Genomic DNA, 19047 nt, shown 5'->3' with positions numbered 1-19047 from the left:
GCCTGGGCGCCGTGGCGGGACGGTCCGCGGGCCCAATGCGCGAGCGGCTCGTCGCCGTACTGGCCGCGTTTCCGGCGGGCGAAGACCTGGGCGTGTCCGAGTCGTCCATGGGACGACGACCGTACGAGCACCCGTGGCGACCGGCGCGGTGATTCCTTGTCCGGCGCTGTGAGTACTTGCCCGGCGTTGCAATTTCTCTGCCCGGTGCGGTGAGTCCTTGCCAGGAAAATGTCGGGTTCCCGGCGGACCATGGAGTGGGGGCAGACAAAGGGAGTCTTGTATGTCGCACACCTCTACCGTCGCTGTTCTCGGTGCGGGCGCGCTGGGCGCCGCGATGGCGACGCGGCTGGGAGAGACCGGCCACGAGGTCCGGCTGTGGAACCGTACACGGTCAAGGGCCCGTGCTGTGGCGGAGCAGGCCACGGGTGTCACGGCGGTGGATGCGGTGGGCGACGCGGTCTCCGGTGCGTCCGTCGTCCTCACGGTGCTGCGTGACGGCGCCGCGGTCGCGGACGTGATGGCGGACGCCATCGGCCGGCTGGACGACGACGCCGTATGGGTGCAGGCGAGCACGGTGGGTCCGCAGAGTGCGATCGGCCTGGCCGGCCAGGCGCGCGAGCACGGTGTCGCGTTCCTCGACGCCCCGGTGTCGGGCAGCACCGCTCCGGCCCTTCAGGGCAAGCTCGTGTGGCTGGTCGCCGGCCCCGAGGACATCCTTGAGCGGGCGCGTCCCGTGCTGAACGATCTCGGGGCGTCGGTGCTGCACGTCGGGGCGGGGGTCGAAGGCAGCGCCCTCAAACTCGCGGTCAACGCGTGGATGGCCGCCTCGACGGTGGCCATGAGTGACGTCCTCGCGCTGTGCGACGAGCTCGGCGTCGAGCACACGACGTTCACCCGGGTGCTCAAGGCGGGGCCGCTGGCCATGCCGTACGAACTGCAGAAGGTGGACGCGATGGACATGGCGTCGTACGCGCCCGGATTCGCGGTGCAACTCGCTCTCAAGGACATCGACCTGGCCGCGGTGGCCGCCGCTCCCAGCCCCCTGCTGCAAGTCGTCCGTGACCGTCTGAAGGCGACCGTCGCCGCCGGGCACGAGGACGACGACCTCGCCGCCGTCGACTACCTCAGGACGTCGCCGTCGACGACGTGAGGACGGCGGTTCTTCGCCGGCGGCACAGTGGACGAATGCGCGCGGCGTGTGACCTGTGCGCCCGTGCGAGCCTCGGACGGTGCGGAACATGCCGACCGAGGCACCAGCACCCTGACCGCCTGCCGTGGGCGGCGGGAGCCGTCATTCTCGGAGTGCTGCCCAGGCACTCGGCCACTCGGACCATCAGAAGCCCAGGACGACGTAGATCACGAATCCCGTGAAGCCGATGTGGAAGAGGACCATGCAGATCCACTGAGGAGGCCGCATCTGCCAGGACGAGGCGCGAAGGATCTCCCACTCACTCACGGCATAGGCCGCAAGCCCCAGACCGGCCAGCACCCACAGGACGGTCCACCACCCTGAAGGTCCCGTGCCCAGCCGACTGTCGATCGCGGCAGGGATACGCCTCGCGCGACTCAGCAGGAAGAGGGCGAACAGCAGCTTGTGCCAGCCGTGTCTCAGCTTGGGTGTGGTGCCGGCCTGGTCGCCGGAGATGGATCTTGTGGGCATTCGTCCACCTCACCAGGTCCAGGCCACAAGTGCTGTGGCGGAAGCCACAGTTCCGGTCGAGATGCGCATGACCGACCGGGCGAGTCCGGCGGCACGCTGTGACACGCGCTGGGGGCCGTACCAACGGAGCGCTCCCCTCCCCCGCCGGGCCGAGGGGTGTGTGACGCCAACCCGCGCTCCTATGCTGACCGCATGATCACTCTGCCGCTCTCCGCGCTGGAAGTCGCCATGGTTCAGACCGGCACCCGGGCCGTGGACACGCTGGGTCAGACCACCGAGTTCGCCCGGCGCCTTGACGCTCTCGGCTACCGGCGCCTCTGGTACGCCGAGCACCACCACTCCCCCGCCATCGGTGCCTTCCCGCCCGTCGTCCTGACCGCCCACGCGGCCGCGTCGACGTCGTCGATCCGCTTGGGTTCCGGGGGCGTGATGGCTCCCAACCACGCGCCGATCATGCTGGCGGAGCAGTTCGGCACGCTTGCCGCGCTGCACCCCGACCGGATCGACCTCGGACTCGGCCGCGGCCCCGGCACCTTCGACGACTCGACGGCGCGGGCGCTGAGGCGCGGGGCGGGGCCGACGACGGACGACGAGTACCGCGACGACGTGGCGTCGACGCTGCGGTACTTGGTGGACGAGGTCGCACTCGGCCCGCTGCCCGAACCGTGGCTGCTGTCCTCCAGCACGGCCGGGGCGGCGCTCGCCGCGGAACTCGGTCTGCCGATCGCCTTCGCCCATCACATCCGGCCCGACAACACCCTTGCCGCGGTTGACCATTACCGCGCGCACTTCGCCCCCTCCCCCTGGTGCGAGCGGCCTCGCGTGCTGCTGTGCGTCGAGACGGTGTGCGCCGAGACGCAGGAGGAGGCGGCGCGGCTGGCGGGTCCGATGGATGTCGTCAAGGCCGGGCTGCTCAACGGACGGAGCGACGTCCCCTTCCCGACGCCCGCCGAGGCAGCGGTGCACCCCTTCACCGAAGGAGAGCGGAGGGCGCTGGCGAGTTTCCGCGCCTACCAGGCTCACGGCACCCCCGAGGCCGCCGTACGACGACTGACAGAACTGGCCGCCGCCACCGACGCGGACGAACTGATGCTGGTCACACCGGTGTACGCCCTGGCCGACCGGCTGCGGTCGTACGAACTGGTCAAGCAGCACGCCGCCCTGACCGAGGCCGGCACCGGCTGAATCCTGGGTTCGGCTGTGTCAGTACGGCGATCGGGTCCGGCTGAGTCGGCGTCGCGCCCTTGCGCAGGGCGGCCTGCTCTCAAGGCGTTCGTCGGCGGAGGCCGGGCCGGGCGTCGTGCCATGCCGTGCCGTGCCGTGCCGTGCCGGAGGAAGTTTCACCGACAGCTGCCAACAGGCCTAGTTGGCGTGGTTGTTCCCGGGCTGGATGATCTCGTCCAGGGCTCTGCGGACGGCCTCGTACGCGGAGGCGCGGATGTCCGCCGCGGGCCCGTTCGCTTCTTCGGCATCCGGCTTGGCGGACTCCGCCTTCCAGTGCTCTTCCTCCTGCGCGGCCCAGTCGCGGGCCCGCTGGATACGGCGTAGCAATTCGTCAGAGTCCACGACATCGCTCATGGGCGTCACCTACCCCGCAAGCCGCACGGCACCCCGGCAACCGCGGATCAATACGCGAAGCCCCTCTGCAACAAGGGACGTCGGCACCGGAGGCAGTGGGTACAGGTGAAGGCGTGCGCTCTCGGACCCTTACTCCACGGCAGCGGGGTACACGGGCTGTGCACGGATCCGCTTCACCGACCTCGTTACAGGAGGGTTGTCGTGCCAGGAATGATGGACAAGATCAAGCAGTTCACCCGGAGCCCGCAGGGCCGGCGCACGATCGAGGAGGTACGTCGTGCGTCCGCCGATCCGAGGCGACGGGCCCAGGCCCAGCGCCTGCTGGGCAAGTTGCGCGGACGACGCTGAGGTCACAGCGAGGCTCGCTTCTACGGCCCCGTCCGCCTACCGCGCTGCACGCACCGGCCCGTCGCGGTTGTCGGCCTCACGCCGCCGACGGTTGCCAGGCCTCCTGGAAGCGGCGGCGGGCCCGGTGCAGGCGGGAGCGGACTGTTCCTATGGGGAGGGAGAGGGTCTTGGCCATTTCTTCCTCGTTGAGTCCGTAGACCCGCAGGGTGAGGACCTCGCGGTGTGCTGTCGAGAGCCGTTCGAGGACGTCGTTGATGTGGACGGCGTCCAGCGGGTTCGCCTCGTGCCGAGCCTCGACCGGTGAGCACGTCGCCTCGTCGCCGAGGCGCTTGACCGTGCGGACCGCCTCGCGGATGGTGACGGAGCGGACCCAGCCGTAGAAGGCCGCGGGTTCGCGCAGCGTGGCGAGTCCCCGGTAGATGGCAACGAGGGCCTCTTGCGTCGCGTCGGAGCTGTTGTCGTGCGCGATCGAGAAACAGACCCGGGCGACGTACGGCGTGATGTGGGTGAGCAGGTCGTTCATCGCCGGTTCGTCGCCCGCCTGGGCTCGCGGCAGCAAGGCGGCGACCGGTGCGGGGAGTTCGTGCGCGGTCTTCATCTCGGAGGGTTGCTCCTTGCGGGAAGCCGGTGGGGGTGCGGCTGCGGGAGCCGTGGGGGTGCGGTCGCGCTCAGGCCCTGGGCGCGGAGACGGACGGTGCGTCAGCGGCCGCGCCGGACCCGGTGGCGGCGGTCGCCGCGGTCGCGGTTGTCGCCGCGGCGAAGGACAGCAGCGTGGAACGGACGTCGTCCCGCAGTGCCTCCATGAACGCCGCGCTGAAGCACGCGGTGTAGTGCGGGAACTCGATGGCGAGCCGGCCGTCGAAGGAGACCACGCAGGCCATCAACGGGCTACGGCCGGCCTGCGGGAAGTACTGCTCCCGGGCGGGCACCAGGCGTACGTCGGTGACCTCCGCTCCCTCGGGCAGCCGGGGACCCGGTACGGACCCCATGTTGGTGGCGATCACGGTGCCCGTCTGGAGGGCGGGGTTTCGCGGGACCTCCGGCATGATCCGCATGTCCTGGAAGTGGTCACCGCGTTCGATGGAGTCCCGCAGGTGTACGCCGACTTCGCGGGCCAGCGCCAGCGGCTCGGTGTCCGTGTCGACCGTGACGGCCTGCAGATGCGTGCTGACCGCGGCGACCATCACCGTGGGCGACAGCGGCGGTGTCAGGCGGGAGCGCAGGTCTACGGGTGACAGGCAGCCGAGGACACGGGGGCCGTCGCCGCCGAGGCGGTGGCGGGCGGCGATCAGCAGCGCGGCGCTGACCAGACCGTGCACCGACACGCCCGTTTCACGCGCCAGTTGGCGCAGTCGGGCGGTGTGGCCGGCGTCGAGGAGCAGCCGGCGCACCTCGATGCGGTGCCCGTCCGCCGTGCCCGCAGCGCCAGTTGTGACCGCCGCAGCCTGGCCGTTCGTCGTACTCCCGGCACCGACCACCGCCTCCGGGTCCTGCCGAGGCGTGTCGTACGGCACGAGTTCGACAGGATGGCGCCCGGTCTCGGTAAGGCGCCACTCCAGGTACTTGGCGGTCTCCGACTCGTCCGAAGGGGGCAGCAGTTCGCTGACGGGCGCCGGCCAGTCGACGGACAGCAGCTCCGCACCGGCGGGCGGAGGCGTCGGCCGTGCTCCGGTCCCTTCGACGAGCGCCCCGTACCGGTCCCAGAGGGCGTTGAGAAGCGTGATGGCGCTGTGCCCGTCCGTGATGATGTGGTCCACCGTCAGCACGAGCAGATGCCGCTCGGCACCGGGCTCGGTGGCCAGGACCGCGCGGGCCAGCGGACCTCCCACGGACAGCGGGGAGTTCAGCTCCTCGTCGTACACCTCGGGACCGCCGGTGCGCAGGATCAGCCGCGGGCGTTCGGTGTCCGGGAGGAACTCCAGGGCATACCCCGAGCCGTCGGAAGCGATCCGTGCGCGCAGGCCGGGGTGCTCGGCCGTGAGTGTGTCGAACGCCGTCGACAACGCCGCCGCGTCGAGATGCCCGCGTACGGAGCAGGAGAGCACCGCTCTGCTTCTCTGGCCCACATAGAGGGTTTCCACGGGACACAGCGCGCGTCGCATGCGTTCAGCCTTTCTTGCCGTCTCCGCCATTTCACGCGAGACCGAACGACGGTCCTTCGTAAGGGGTTTCCGGAGTGTTGACGCTCTCGGAGCGGGGGTGAGACAAAGAAAAGCGGACGATGCCACTCGCAGGCAAGGCCGGCACGGCAGGTTCAGGTATTTCCCTAAAGATGGCTGCACAAGGCAACTTGGTCGCATCGGCGACCGTGACGCGCGCGGCGCGGGCGGCGCGCCCGTTCACCCCTCGCCCACCGGATACCTGGCCCTGGGCCACACCTGAACCCACACCGACGTAGGCCCTGGCCTCCGTAAATCCGCCCCGGCGCGGGCATCGGCCGCAGGGCCGCGCTCCACCATCAACTCCCGGTCAAGGGAACGCAGACACCGCCGCAGCCGACTCCCGGCGAACACATCAGAGAAAGTCGATGACGATTCCCGAAATCGAGGCGCGCGGCGCGAACCAAAGCAGGGCGCAAAGCAAGCCGCGCCTGCACCCAAACGCGAACAGCGGAGTCGGCCGCACTTTCTAGGTGTTTCCCTAGGATCCAATTCCGTATGCCCCGGGACGCCCTTGACTGCCCGACTCGGCGTCATGCAAGGTGATGCGGCGCCAGGAGATCGCAGCCGACCAAGCGATTCCGGCGCCTGAGTGTGCGACCGCTTCCCTGTCTATTCACCCCCTGTTCGTGTGGGGCGCCGGACGCGCGCCGGCCGGGGCGACAGGCGGTGGCACCGACTGCGGCCCGTCCGGCTCCGCCGGGCCTTTCACCGTGATTCGTCTGAAGACCGCTCGCCACTGAGGGTTGGTGCCATGTCAGTCCATGAGGACGATCGTCGACCGCTGTCCGGAGCACAGGAGGGCCTCTGGTTCGCCCAGCGCCTCGCACCGGGCACCGCCGCCTACAACACCGGCGAGTACGTGGAGATCCACGGGCCGGTCGACACCGATCTGTTCGAGACCGCGCTGCGCCGCACTGTCGGCGACGCCGACACCTTCGCGCAGCGTTTCCTGGACACCGCCGACGGACCCCGGTGCGTCCGGGCGGAGGCACCCGACGACTGGCCGCTGCACCGAGTGGACGTCAGCGGCGCGGTCGACCCGACGGCCGCCGCGGAGGAATGGATCCGACGTGATCTGGTCACGCCGGTGGACATCGAGCCGGGTCCGCTGTTCTCCCACGCCCTGCTGACCCTCGCGCCCGACCGGTACATCTGGTTCCTGCGCGCGCACCACATCCTGTTGGACGGCTACAGCTACAAACTCGTCGCCCGCCGCCTCGCCGACACCTACACCGCCCTCGCCGCCGGTGAACAACCCGCCCCGGCCGTCTTCGAGCCGGTCGGGCGACTCCAGGCCGAGGAAGCGGCCTACCTCGCCTCCGAGCGTCACGAGCGGGACCGTGCCCACTGGGCGGACCGGCTGGCCGGACTGCCCGAACCCGTACGGCTCACGGAACGGACCGCGGCCCCCACCGCCCCCTTCCTCCGTCGCACCGTGGACCTCACCCCCACCGAGGCCGACACCCTGTCCGCCGCGGCGAAGCGATTCGACGTCTCACGCACCGATCTCCTCGTCACCGCCGTGGCCGCTTACCTGCACCGCATGACCGGCGCCACCGACCTCGTACTGGGACTGGCGACGATGAGCCGCCTCGGCAGCGCCGCACTGCGCACTCCGGGCACCGCCTCCGACATCCTGCCGCTGCGGGTGTCCGCCGCCCCGGACGCGCCGGTCGGCGAGCTGGTGCGGGCCGTGGCCGACGAACTGCGGGCCCTGCGCCGGCATCAGCAGTACCGGGGCGAGTTCCTCCGCCGCGACCTGGGACTGCTCGGCAGCGGGCGGCGGATGCACGGGCCCGTGGTCAACATCGTCCCGTTCACCGAGGATCTGGTGTTCGCCGGCAGTCCTTCCACCTCCCACCACCTGTCGGGCGGTGCCGTCGAGGATCTGCAGATATCCGTCCGTCCCGGAGCCGATCCGGACGGACTGTGGCTCGCCTTCGACGCCAATCCCGCGCTGTACGACGAGCGGGAACTCGGCCTCCATCTGGAGCGGTTCCTCCTCGTGCTGCGCCAACTCGCCGACGCCCGGCCGGAGATGCCGGTCGCCGACGCGTCGCTGCTGCTTCCGGGGGAGGATCCGCAGCAGACGCCCGCTCCCGAGCACACCGTCACCACGACGCTCGCCGAGCGTTTCGAGGAGCAGGCGGCCCGTTTCGCGGATCGGACGGCCGTGTCCTGCGAGGGGGCGTCCTTCACCTACGCCGAGCTGAACGCGGACGCCAACCGGCTGGCCCGTCTGCTGGTCGAACGCGGCGCGGGCCCGGGTCACGTGGTCGCGCTGGCCCTTCCCCGCGGACTGCGCCTGATCTCGACCCTGATCGCCGTACTGAAGACGGGTGCCGCCTACCTTCCCCTCGACACCGGTCATCCCACAGAGCGCCTACGTCTGGTCATGGAGGACGTCGGACCCGCCGTCCTCGTCACCGACAGCGCGCACGCCGCACAACTGCCCGCCCCGGCCGTCCCGGCCGTGGTCCTCGGGGCTCCGGACACCGAGAACGATCTGGCGGGGTACGGCGACGACGACCTGACGGACGCCGACCGCACCGGTCCGACCGGGCCGTCCGACATCGCGTACATCATCCACACCTCCGGATCCACCGGCCGCCCCAAGGGTGTACCGGTGCCGCACGCCAACGTGGTCCGGCTGTTCGAGGCCTCCGCCGCGCACTTCCGCTTCGGCGAGGACGACGTGTGGACCCTTTTCCACTCGTACGCCTTCGACTTCTCCGTGTGGGAGATCTGGGGCCCGCTGCTGCACGGCGGCCGGCTCGTCGTGGTGCCGTACGCGGTCAGCCGGTCCCCGCGGGACTTCCTGCGGCTGGTGCGCGCCGAGGGCGTCACCGTCCTCAACCAGACGCCGTCCGCCTTCGAGCAGCTGATGCGGGCCGACGTCGAGTCCGCCCCTGACGCAGCGTCGCGGCCGTCGGTGGGCGCCTTGCGTTACGTCGTCTTCGGCGGCGAGGCCCTGCACGCGGCGCGGCTGCGTGCCTGGGTCGACCGGCACGGACTGGACGCCCCGGCGCTGGTCAACATGTACGGGATCACCGAGACGACCGTGCACGTCACCCATCACCGCGTGACCCGGGACGACCTGGAGGATCCGCGCCGGGCCAGCGTCATCGGCCGGCCGCTCGCCGACCTGCGGGTCCACGTCCTCGACAGCGCGCGCCGGCCCGTGCCGCCGGGTGTGACCGGTGAGATGTACGTGTCCGGGCCGGGCGTGGCCCCCGGCTATCTGAACCGTCCGGAGCTCAGCGAGGAGCGGTTCGTGCCCGACCCGTTCGGGCGCCCCGGTACCCGTATGTACCGGACGGGCGACCTGGCCAGGCGCCGCGCCGACGGCGACCTGGAGTACGTCGGGCGCGCAGACCAGCAGGTCAAGATCCGCGGCTTCCGTATCGAGCCCGCCGAGATCGAGGCCGTGCTCGCCCGGCACGCGTCGGTCGCGCGGGCTGCTGTGGTGGCCCGCCGGAGCGACGGCGGTGAAACACAGCTCGTCGCCTATGCGATCGCCGCCGACGGGCGGCGTCCCGCCCCGGGCGAGCTGCGCGCCCATCTCGCCGAGCACCTGCCCGAGCACATGGTTCCGGCCGCGTGCGTGCTGGTCGAGGAGCTGCCGCTGACCGCCAACGGCAAACTCGACACGGAGGCGCTGCCCGCACCGGACTTCGCCGCGTCCGCCGGCGGAGCTCGTCCCACGACCCCCCAACAGGCCCTGGTCTGCCGCCTGTTCGAGGAGGTGCTGCGGCTTCCCGCGGACACCGTCGGCACGGACGACAACTTCTTCGACCTCGGCGGCCACTCCCTGCTCGCCACCCGGCTGCTGGCCCGGCTGCGCGCCGAAACGGGCACCGACGTACCGATCGCCGCGCTGTTCGACACGCCGCGGCCCGGCGCTCTCGCCACACGGCTCACCGACGGCACCGACGGCCGGTCACGCCTGCCCGCGCTCGAAGCCGTCGTACGCCCCGAGCGCACTCCCCTGTCCTTCGCGCAGGAACGCATGTGGTTCCTCAACCGGCTGGACGAGGCGTCGGCGACGTACAACATCCCGCTGGTCGTCCCGCTGCGGCGGGCGCTCGACGACGAGGCGCTGCGGGCCGCTCTCGGCGACGTCGCCGACCGGCACGAGAGCCTGCGTACGGTGTTCGCGCAGGACGGTGGCGCCACGTATCAGCGGATCCTCGCGCCCGGCGAGTTGCGGCCCCGGCTGCGGGTCGTGGACTGCCCTGCCGAGGAGGTCGCGGCGCAGGTCGCCGCCGCGCTCCGGCACCGGTTCGATCTGACCCGCGAAAGCGCCCTGTGGACCGCCGTGTTCGGCACCGGAGACGACCGCACGCTGCTGCTGGTCCTGCACCACAGCGCGGCCGACGGCTGGTCGCTCAGGCCGCTCGCCGACGACCTCGGCGCCGCCTACCGGGCGCGGACCGAGGGCGACGCGCCTCGTTGGGAGCCGCTGCCGGTGCAGTACGCCGACTACGCCCTGTGGCAGCGGCGGTTGCTGGCGCCGGCGCCCGACGGGCCGGGCCGTCTGGAGGAGTTGACGGCGTTCTGGCGCGAGGCGCTGGACGGGCTGCCCGAGGAGAGTTCACCGCCGGCCGACCGGTCCCGGCCCGAGGCCACCGCGGGCGAAGGCGCGAGCGTGACCGTTCCGGTGGACGCCCGCCTGCACCAGGCCCTGTTGCGGCTCGCGGACGCCGAGGGCGCCAGCCTCTTCATGGTGCTGCACGGAGCGCTGGCCGCCCTGCTGACCCGGTGGGGCGCCGGGGAGGACGTGGCGATCGGCACCCCGGTAGCCGGCCGGTCCGAGCCCGCACTCGACGACGTGATCGGGCTGGTCACCAACACGCTCGTCCTGCGGACCGACACCTCCGGCGATCCCGGCTTCCGTCAACTGCTCGCACGGGCAAGGGACTTCGACCTCAAGGCGCTGGACCACCAGGATCTGCCCTTCGACCGGCTGGTGGACGAGCTCAATCCGCCCCGTCATCCGGCCCGGCACCCGCTGTTCCAGGTGATGCTCGCCCTGCAGAACAACGAACGGGCCGTGCTCGCACTCGGGGACGACGCGGTCCCGCTGCGACCCACCGCGACCGGCACCGCCAAGTTCGACCTCTTCGTGGACGTCCTCGAACGCCACGACGCGCAGGACGCGCCCGGCGGACTTGAACTGCACGTCGAGTACGCGACGGACCTGTACGAGGCGGCCACCGCCGAGCAGTTCGCCCAGGGACTGCGCGCCCTCCTGGAGGCCGTGAGCGCCGACCCGGAGGTCCGGATCGGCGCGCTGACCCTCCCCGCCCGGCCGTCCGCCCGGTCGGCCACCGGCCCAGGTGCCGCCGCCGCGGCGGTGCTGGAACGCACGGCGCTGTCCGTCCCCGGGATCCGCGACGCGGTCGTGCTCCCCGCGCCGGACGAGGGGCCGCCGACGGCGTACGTGGTGCCGCACCGGGCGGGTGCGGCCGACCAGGTGGAACAGGCCCTCGGCGGATCGGCGGCCGGCACGGTCCGGATCACCGCGGTCAGCGACCTGCCCCGCTCGGCGGACGGCGCTCTGGACACCGGAGCGCTGCGTGCCCTGCCCCCGGTCGACCGGCGGGCCGCGGAGGCATGGCGCCGTCCGCTCACCCGCGTGGCGGGTGTCCGTGAGGTCGACGTCCGCCTGGAGGACGTACCCGAGGAGCTGGATCGCCGGCACGTCGGCGCCCTGCGTCCGGCCGGCGGGCCACCGCCGCAGACGGACGACGCCCAGGACCTCGCCACGACCGCGCCGGCTCTCAGCGAGGGCCCCGCGCTGCCCGAGCCGTCGGTGCCCGACTGGGCGACCGCCCTCACTCGCGCGGCAGGCCGGGCGCACGGCGAGATCGTGCACGTACGCGCGGACGGAAGCGAGACCCGGCGCAGCTACGAGTCGCTCGTCGAGGAGGCCTCCCGAGTACTGGCCGGGCTGCGCAGGGCAGGACTCCGGCCCGGCGACCAGGTGATCCTCCAGTGCGGCGACACCGAGGACTTCGTCGCCGTGCTGTGGGGCTGCGTCCTCGGCGGATTCGTCGCCGTACCGCTGACCGTTCCCGCGTCCTACGCGACCGCCTCGGCCGCCGTCACCAAGCTCGAGGGCATCTGGCGGATGCTGGACCGGCCCTGGATCGTGGCCTCGCGCGAGAGCGAGCCGGGGCTGCGGGACCTCGCTGCACGGCACGAGTGGCCGGGACTGCGCCTGACCACGGCCGACGCCCTGCGGGACGCGCCCGAGGACCGCGACTGGCACCCCGTACGGCCGGACGACCTGATCCTGATGCTGATGACCTCCGGCAGCACGGGCCTGCCCAAGGCGGTCCGTCTCACCCACCGCAATGTGCTGACCCGTTCCGCGGCCACCGAGGCGATGAACGCCCTCGGGGAGCAGGACGTCACCCTGAACTGGATCCCCCTGGACCATGTCACCGGCGTGGTGATGTTCCATCTGCGGGACGTCTATCTCGGCTGCCGGCAGATCCACGCGCCGACGTCATGGATCCTCGAGGATCCGCTGCGCTGGGCGGACCTCGCCCACCGCCACCGCGTCAGCGTCACCTGGGCGCCCAACTTCGCGTTCGGGCTCCTCGCCGAACAGGCACACCGGTTCGGGGACCGCGCGTGGGACCTGTCCCCCATGCGGCTGGTGATGAACGCCGGTGAGGTCGTCGTCGCGTCCGCCGCACGGCGGTTCCTGCACGCACTGCGTCCTTTCGGGCTGGCGCAGGACGTCATGCATCCCGGCTGGGGCATGTCGGAGACCTGCTCGGTGGTCACCGACTGCGTGCTCCCGGGTGAAGCACCGGACCACGACGAGTCGTTCGTCAGCTGCGGACTGCCGTACCCCGGGTTCGCCATGCGGATCGTGGACGACCAGAACACCGTGCTCGCCGAGGGCGACGCCGGCCGGCTCCAGGTGCGCGGGACGTCCGTGACGGGGGGTTACCACGACAACGCGAAGGCGAACGCCGAGTCGTTCACGGACGACGGCTGGTTCGACACCGGTGACCTGGCGTTCCTGCGTGCGGGCGAGCTGTACATCACCGGCCGCGCCAAGGACGTCATCATCGTCAACGGCGTCAACCACTACAGCCACGAGATCGAGGCCTGTGTCGAGGAACTGCCCACCGTCGTAAGGAGTTTCACGGCGGCCTGCGCGGTGCGCTCCGATGCGTCGGCCGGCACCGACGAACTCGCCCTGTTCTTCCACCTCTCCCCCGGCCAGGACCCGGCGGCCGCCCTCCGGGAGATCGGCGGCAAGGTCACCCGCGAGATCGGCGTCAGCCCCGCCTTCCTGATCCCGGTCGCCGCCGACGCGATCCCCAAGACGGAGATCGGGAAGATCCAGCGCACCAAGCTCCGCAAGAGCTTCGAGGCCGGCGACTTCGACGATGCCGTGCGCGAGGCGCAGCTGCTGCTCGGTACGGCCGCCACCCTGCCCGACTGGTTCCTTCGTCCGACGTGGCAGCGGGCCGAGGCCCTGCACCGGAGGGCACGCCCGGCGGGCCACCACACGCTGGTCCTGGCGGGTGGCGATCCCCGCACGGAGGACGTGGTCCGGCACATCGCGGGCCGGCTGCGCGCCGGGGCGGGACTGTGCACCGTCGTCACGGACGGTCCGGCGTACGAGCGACTCGACGCCGCCCGATACCGGATCCGGCCCGGCAGTGAGGAGGACCATGCGGCGCTGCTCGCACAACTGGCCGCCGACGGACGGTCCGTGGACACCGTCGTGCACCTGGGCTCGCTGCACGGCCTGCCGGCCGACGGCCCGTGGGAGGGGCAGGACAGCGCCGGATCGCTGCTCGTGCTCGCCCGCGCCCTGGCCGGGCGTCCGGTTCCGCAGCGTCCGCTGGACCTCCTGTTCGTGACCGCCGGGGCCCAGAGCGTCACCGCCGACGACCGCCCGGGCCTGGCCCAAGCCACCGCGGGCGCCCTGCTCAAGTCGCTGCGGGAGGAGCTCCCTTGGCTGCGGGGCGTCCACCTCGACCTGCCGCCCGGCGGGGAGGCGGAGCCGACCGACGCGATCATGGCCGAGGCCCTGAGTCACCCCACCGACGTCGAGATCGCGCTCCGAGGCGGACACCGCCATGTGCGCCGGCTGGCGCCGCTGCCCGAGCCGCTCCCCCGTACCGCACCATCCGGGGACGACGGCTTCCACCTGATCAGCGGTGGTCTCGGCGGTGTCGGGAGCGAGGTCGCCGCCCATCTGCTGAAGACACCGGGAACAAGGCTGCTGCTCCTGGGACGCACCCGGCTGCCCGCCGAGGGGACCTGGCAGCGGCACCTCGACGACGCGGGACCCGCCGCCGGCCGGATCGAAGCGCTGCAACGGCTGCGGCAGCTCGGCGAGGTGCGCTACGAGTCCGTGGACGTCACCGACCCCGAACAGGTACGGGCAGCCGTGCGCGAGGCCGCCGACACCTGGCACGTCCCGCTGACCTCGGTGCTGCACCTGGCCGGCGCCTTCGACGAGCGTCCCGTCCAGGAACTCGCGCCCGCCGACTGGGCGGAGGCGCTGGAGGCGAAGGTCCGCGGCGCCTGGACCCTGCACTCGGTCGCCGCCGAGCACCCGGTGACCTCCTTCGTCACCTTCTCCTCCGTCAACGGCTACTTCGGTGGCGCGATGAACGCCGCCTATTCGGCCGCCAACGCCTTCCTGGACGCCCTCGCCGTGCACCGGCGCCGGGCCGGCCTGCCCGGGCAGAGCCTGGCCTGGAGCATGTGGCGCGACCGCGGCATGAGCCTGGGCTACCAGCTCACCTCGCTGACCGAGGCCCGCGGCTACCGGGTGCTGGAGGCTGCCGCCGCGCTGCGCTCGTTCGACCTCGCCCGCACCGTGGACGCCCCGCACCTCCTCATCGGCGCCGACCGTACGGCCCCGTGGGTGCGCAGTCATGTGCTGTCCCCCGTACGGCAGTTGCGGCGCCTCGCCGGTCGCGTCGCACTCGACGAGGGCGCCGATCTGGGCGCCCTGTACACGGCCGCGGCCGGTGCCGCCGAGACGGCCGGCGCCGGTGACGCCTGGGTGCTGCGGTCGGCGGGCACCGCCGCACAGCCGTCGGACCCGGGAGCCGGGGAGGAACTGCGCCGGCTGGAGAACGAACTCGCCACGCTCTGGTGCGGTGTGCTCGGACGCGACCGGGTCTCCCGTGACGAGAACTTCTTCGACCTCGGCGGCAACTCGCTGCTGCTGGTCACCGCGCAGACGACCATCAACAAGGCGCTGGGCTGCGAACTGAGCGTGGTCGACCTGTTCGCGCACCCCACGGTGCGGGCCCTCGCCCGGCACCTGACCGAACAGGGCGCCACGGTCCCCGCGCCCGCGCACGGGGTGACGGCGGCGCCCGAGCCGACCGGACTGGACCGGGCCAAGGAACAAGCACAGCGGCAGCGCGAGGCCCGCACGGCGCGCCGCTCCGCACGGGAACGGAAGGACCGAGGCCATGGATGAGACGACGGACCCGCAGGACGGTGCGGCACCCGCCGTCGCCGTGATCGGCATGGCGGCCCGCTTCCCCGGCGCGGACGACGTGGACGCGTTCTGGGACAACCTCGCGAACGGCCGGGACTCGGTACGGCCCGTCACCGACGAGGAGTTCCTCGCCGCCGGGGGCGACCCGCGCGACCTCGACGACACCTCGCTCGTCCGCATGGCCTCGGTCATCGACGGCATGGAACTCTTCGACTCGGGCTTCTTCGGCTACAGCCCCGCCGAGGCCGCCGTCGTCGACCCGCAGCAGCGGCTGCTGCTGGAGACGGCCTACCACGCCCTGGAGGACGCGGGCTGCCCGCCCGAGTCGGCCGCCGGAACGGTCGGCGTGTACGCGGGCAGCGGTGACAGCCGCTACTACCCCGCCCACGTGTACCCGAGGTTCGCCGGGCAACCCGGCTCGGTGGAACTGGTGCATGCGGCCACCTCCAACTCCCTTGGCACGCTCGCCACCCGGATCTCCTACGAGCTCGGTCTGACCGGCCCGAGCGTGTCGCTTCAGACGGCGTGTTCCACCGCGCTCGTCGCGCTGCACACCGCGTGCCAGGACCTGATCGAGTACCGCTGCGACACCGCGCTCGCCGGTGCGGTGTCCCTCAACCCCTCGGCGCTGCTGGGCTATCGGCACGTCCCGGGCGGCCCGTTCTCGCCCGACGGGCGCTCCCGCACCTTCGCCGCCGACGCGGCCGGCACCTCCTCGGGCGACGGGGTGGGAGCGGTGGTCCTCAAGCGCCTGGAGGACGCTCTCGCCGACGGCGACCGCATTCGCGCGGTGATCCGGGGCACGGCCATCAACAACGACGGGCGCCGCAAGGTCGGCTTCACCGCCCCCAGCACGCCCGGCCAGACCGAGGTCGTCCTCGCGGCGCAGGCCCAGGCGGAGGTCGACGCCGACACCATCGGGTACGTCGAGGCGCACGGCACCGCCACCCACATCGGCGACCCCATCGAGGTGGCCGCGCTGACCGAGGCATTCCGGCAGAGCACCCAACGGCGCGGATTCTGCGCCCTGGGCTCGGTGAAGGCCAACATCGGGCACCTGGGTGCGGCCGCCGGCATCGCCGGGTTCATCAAGGCGGTCCTCGCGCTGGAGCACCGCAAGATCCCGCCGAACCTGCACTTCGAACGGCCCAACCCGCTCATCGACTTCGCCTCCGGGCCGTTCCGGGTACCGACCGCACTGGAGGACTGGCCGGCGGGCGACCATCCGCGGCGGGCGGCGGTCAGCGCCTTCGGTATCGGCGGCACCAACGCGCACGTCGTCCTGGAAGAGGCACCTGCCACCACCCCGGCACCGCCCCGCCCACCCGAGGACGGCCACCGGCACGTCCTTCCGCTGTCCGCGCGGACGGCCGGCGCACTGCGCGGCCAGGCCGACGCTCTCGCCGACCACCTTCAGGCACGGCCCGGCCTGCGGTTGGACGACGTCGCCCACTCGCTGCGCGTGCACCGGCCGGCCCTGCGCCACCGGCTCACCGTCACCGCGACCTCGGTCGACGAGGCGGTCGCCGCCCTGCGCGCCGGCGGCCCGGCCGGGGCACCGGTCCCCGACGAGACCCCGAAGGTGGCGTTCCTGCTGCCGGGCGGCGGAACGCAGTACGTGGGCATGGGCAAGGAGCTGTACCGCGACAACGACGTCTACCGCGACGCCGTGGACCGCTGCGCCCGCATCCTGCGCCCGGTGACCGGCCACGACCTGCGCACCGTCCTGTTCGAGGACGCCGAGCCGGGCAGCCCGTCCGCGTTCCTCGCGCTCGTCGTCACCGAGTACGCGCTCGCCACCACCCTCATCGAGGCGGGCATCCGCCCCGACGCGCTGATCGGGCACTCGCTCGGCGAGTACACCGCCGCCTGCCTCGCCGGCGTGCTCGACCTGGACGAGATGCTCCCCGTCGTCGCCGAGCGCATGCGGCTCATCATCTCCTCGGGCGGCGCGACGGTCGGGGTGGCGGCCCCGGCCGAGACCCTGTTGCCGCTGCTCGACGACCGGCTGTCCCTGGCCGCGGTCAACGGTCCCGCCGCCTGCACGGTCGCCGGGCACACCGACGCGGTGGCGCGGCTGGAGCAGGAACTGACGCGCCGCGACGTGCCGTTCCGCCGACTGCGCGTGCCGGCCGCCGCACACTCCCACGTCCTGGACCCGATCCTGGAGACCTTCGCGGGCCATCTGCGCTCCCTCACCCTGCGCCCGCCGCGCATCCCGTACGTCACGAACGTCACCGGCAGCTGGGCCACCCCCACGCAGGTCACGGACCTGCGGCACTGGCTCGACCACACCCGGCGCACGGTCCGCTTCGCCGACGGCATCACCGCGCTGTGGGAGCGCGACCGTCCCGTACTCGTCGAGATCGGGCCCGGTGACAGCCTCACCAAGCTGGCCCGCGCGCAGCTCGCGGACCACGGCCCGGTGACGGTCACCACGATGCGGCACGCCAAGGCCGACAGCCCCGACGGCTTCGTCCTCGCCGAGGCGCTCGGCCGGCTGTGGAGTGCGGGCGTGGACACCGCGCTCCCGGACGGCGCCGGCAGCGCCGTACCGCCGAGGCGGGTTCCGCTGCCCGGCTACGCCTTCGAGCGCCACCGGCACTGGATCGACGCCCCGGGCGCCCGCACCGGCGCCGGCCAGGCGTCCGCGACGGACACCGCCGACAGCGGCAGCTCGCTCGCGCCGCGACCCCACCTGACCACGCCACACCTCGCGCCGCGCACCGAGCACGAACGGGCGGTGACCCGGCTGTGGGAGGAGACACTCGGCATCGGCGGCATCGGGGTCAACGACAACTTCTTCGACCTCGGCGGCGACTCCATGCGTGCCGTGCTGCTGGCGGGACGGCTGCGCCAGGCCGGGGTGCTGGACGCGCCCGCCGCCTCGCTGCTCGCCGCACCGACCGTGGCGGGGCTGCTGGAGACAGTCGGCCAGGACAACGCCTCCGACGCCCTGCGGCCCCTGCTGCCGCTACGGACCGAGGGCACCGATACGCCCCTGTTCTGCGTCCATCCGGGAGCGGGCGTGTCATGGCGCTACACCGGGCTGCTGCCCCATCTGGGCGCGGACCAGCCGGTGTTCGGCATCCAGGCCACCGGACTCGACGGCACCAAACCGCCTGCGCCGGACGCCGCTTCCATGGTGGCGACGTACGTGGAACTGGTCCGCGAGGTGCAGCCCCGGGGCCCGTACCGGCTGCTCGGCTGGTCCTACGGCGGATTCGTGGCGCACTCGATGGCCTGTGTCCTCCAGGAGCAGGGCGAGAAGGTCGAACTGCTCGCCCTCCTCGACGCGCCCCTGCCGCACCGCGTCCCCTACTCCCCCGAGGCGGCCGAACAGCAGGTCGCGGCCCTGCTGATGCGGGTGACCGGGCTGCCGGTCACCGCGCAGTCGGACATCCCGGCCGTCGACAGCGTCCTCGAACGCATCGGCGAGCTCGCGAGCGCCGACGACGCCTCTCTGCCGGTGACGCGTGAGGAGGCGGCCGCTATCGCCACCGTCATGCGCAACAACCTGCGCATCGCACCGGAGTTCACCCCGGGCGTGTTCCACGGCGATGTGCTCTTCTTCAGCGCGGCCGAGGATCCCGCCGCTTCGGACGAGGCGGCCGACCTTGCGCTCGCGCCCGGCAAGGCGGACAGCTGGCGCCCCTATGTGGACGGCACGTTCGCGGACCACACCGTGCCGTGCGGGCACTACGAGATGACCGAGCCGGAGCCGATCGCCCACATCGGGGCGGTGGTCGCCAAGGCGCTGCGCCCCGCGTCCGGTTGATGCGCGCCGGGCCGCCTTCCTCGCA

The 19047-nt window shown here is 72.3% G+C and carries 9 protein-coding genes; 5 read left to right on the top strand and 4 right to left on the bottom strand.

Annotated elements, in window-relative coordinates; genetic code table 11:
* Positions 1 to 217: 217 nt before the first annotated feature.
* Complete coding sequence (locus tag ACFWM2_RS34585) at positions 218 to 1150, top strand: NAD(P)-dependent oxidoreductase (RefSeq protein WP_383288233.1); 933 nt, start codon at positions 218 to 220, stop codon at positions 1148 to 1150.
* A gap of 183 nt (positions 1151 to 1333) precedes the next feature.
* Here ACFWM2_RS34585 and ACFWM2_RS34580 read toward each other — a convergent pair whose 3' ends face one another.
* Entirely contained in the window at positions 1334 to 1660 is a 327-nt protein-coding gene (locus ACFWM2_RS34580; protein WP_383288230.1) for a hypothetical protein, read from the bottom strand.
* 192 nt (positions 1661 to 1852) lie between these two features.
* Here ACFWM2_RS34580 and ACFWM2_RS34575 point away from each other — a divergent pair, with 192 nt between their 5' ends.
* Positions 1853 to 2845, top strand: coding sequence for an LLM class flavin-dependent oxidoreductase (locus ACFWM2_RS34575; RefSeq protein ID WP_383288227.1), 993 nt, complete (start codon positions 1853 to 1855; stop codon positions 2843 to 2845).
* A gap of 177 nt (positions 2846 to 3022) precedes the next feature.
* Here the strand turns inward: ACFWM2_RS34575 and ACFWM2_RS34570 are convergent, their stop codons facing one another.
* Positions 3023 to 3238 (bottom strand): hypothetical protein, encoded by a 216-nt coding sequence (locus tag ACFWM2_RS34570; protein ID WP_383288224.1) that lies wholly within the window; start codon positions 3236 to 3238, stop codon positions 3023 to 3025.
* 201 nt (positions 3239 to 3439) lie between these two features.
* Between ACFWM2_RS34570 and ACFWM2_RS34565 the strand changes: the two genes are divergently transcribed.
* The gene (locus ACFWM2_RS34565) at positions 3440 to 3586 is read left to right on the top strand and encodes a hypothetical protein (protein ID WP_383288667.1); all 147 of its coding nucleotides are present in this window, start codon (positions 3440 to 3442) and stop codon (positions 3584 to 3586) included.
* A 76-nt stretch (positions 3587 to 3662) separates the two neighbouring features.
* Here ACFWM2_RS34565 and ACFWM2_RS34560 read toward each other — a convergent pair whose 3' ends face one another.
* Positions 3663 to 4184 carry an RNA polymerase sigma factor gene (locus ACFWM2_RS34560; protein WP_383288221.1) on the bottom strand — a complete coding sequence of 174 codons (522 nt, stop codon included), beginning with the start codon at positions 4182 to 4184 and terminating at the stop codon, positions 3663 to 3665.
* 70 nt (positions 4185 to 4254) lie between these two features.
* Positions 4255 to 5688, bottom strand: coding sequence for a protein kinase (locus ACFWM2_RS34555; RefSeq protein ID WP_383288218.1), 1434 nt, complete (start codon positions 5686 to 5688; stop codon positions 4255 to 4257).
* 811 nt (positions 5689 to 6499) lie between these two features.
* Between ACFWM2_RS34555 and ACFWM2_RS34550 the strand changes: the two genes are divergently transcribed.
* Positions 6500 to 15223 (top strand): amino acid adenylation domain-containing protein, encoded by an 8724-nt coding sequence (locus ACFWM2_RS34550; RefSeq protein WP_383288215.1) that lies wholly within the window; start codon positions 6500 to 6502, stop codon positions 15221 to 15223.
* On the top strand, positions 15216 to 19022 hold the full coding sequence (locus ACFWM2_RS34545) for a type I polyketide synthase (RefSeq protein WP_383288212.1): 3807 nt from the start codon (positions 15216 to 15218) through the stop codon (positions 19020 to 19022). Before ACFWM2_RS34550 ends, ACFWM2_RS34545 begins: the two co-directional genes overlap by 8 nt.
* The last annotated feature ends 25 nt before the right edge of the window (positions 19023 to 19047 follow it).

This window comes from Streptomyces sp. NPDC058371 (assembly GCF_042723265.1).
Taxonomy (GTDB): domain Bacteria; phylum Actinomycetota; class Actinomycetes; order Streptomycetales; family Streptomycetaceae; genus Streptomyces.
The sequence above is the reverse complement of the archived record's forward strand: the minus strand, read 5'-3'. Positions and strand labels throughout refer to the sequence as shown.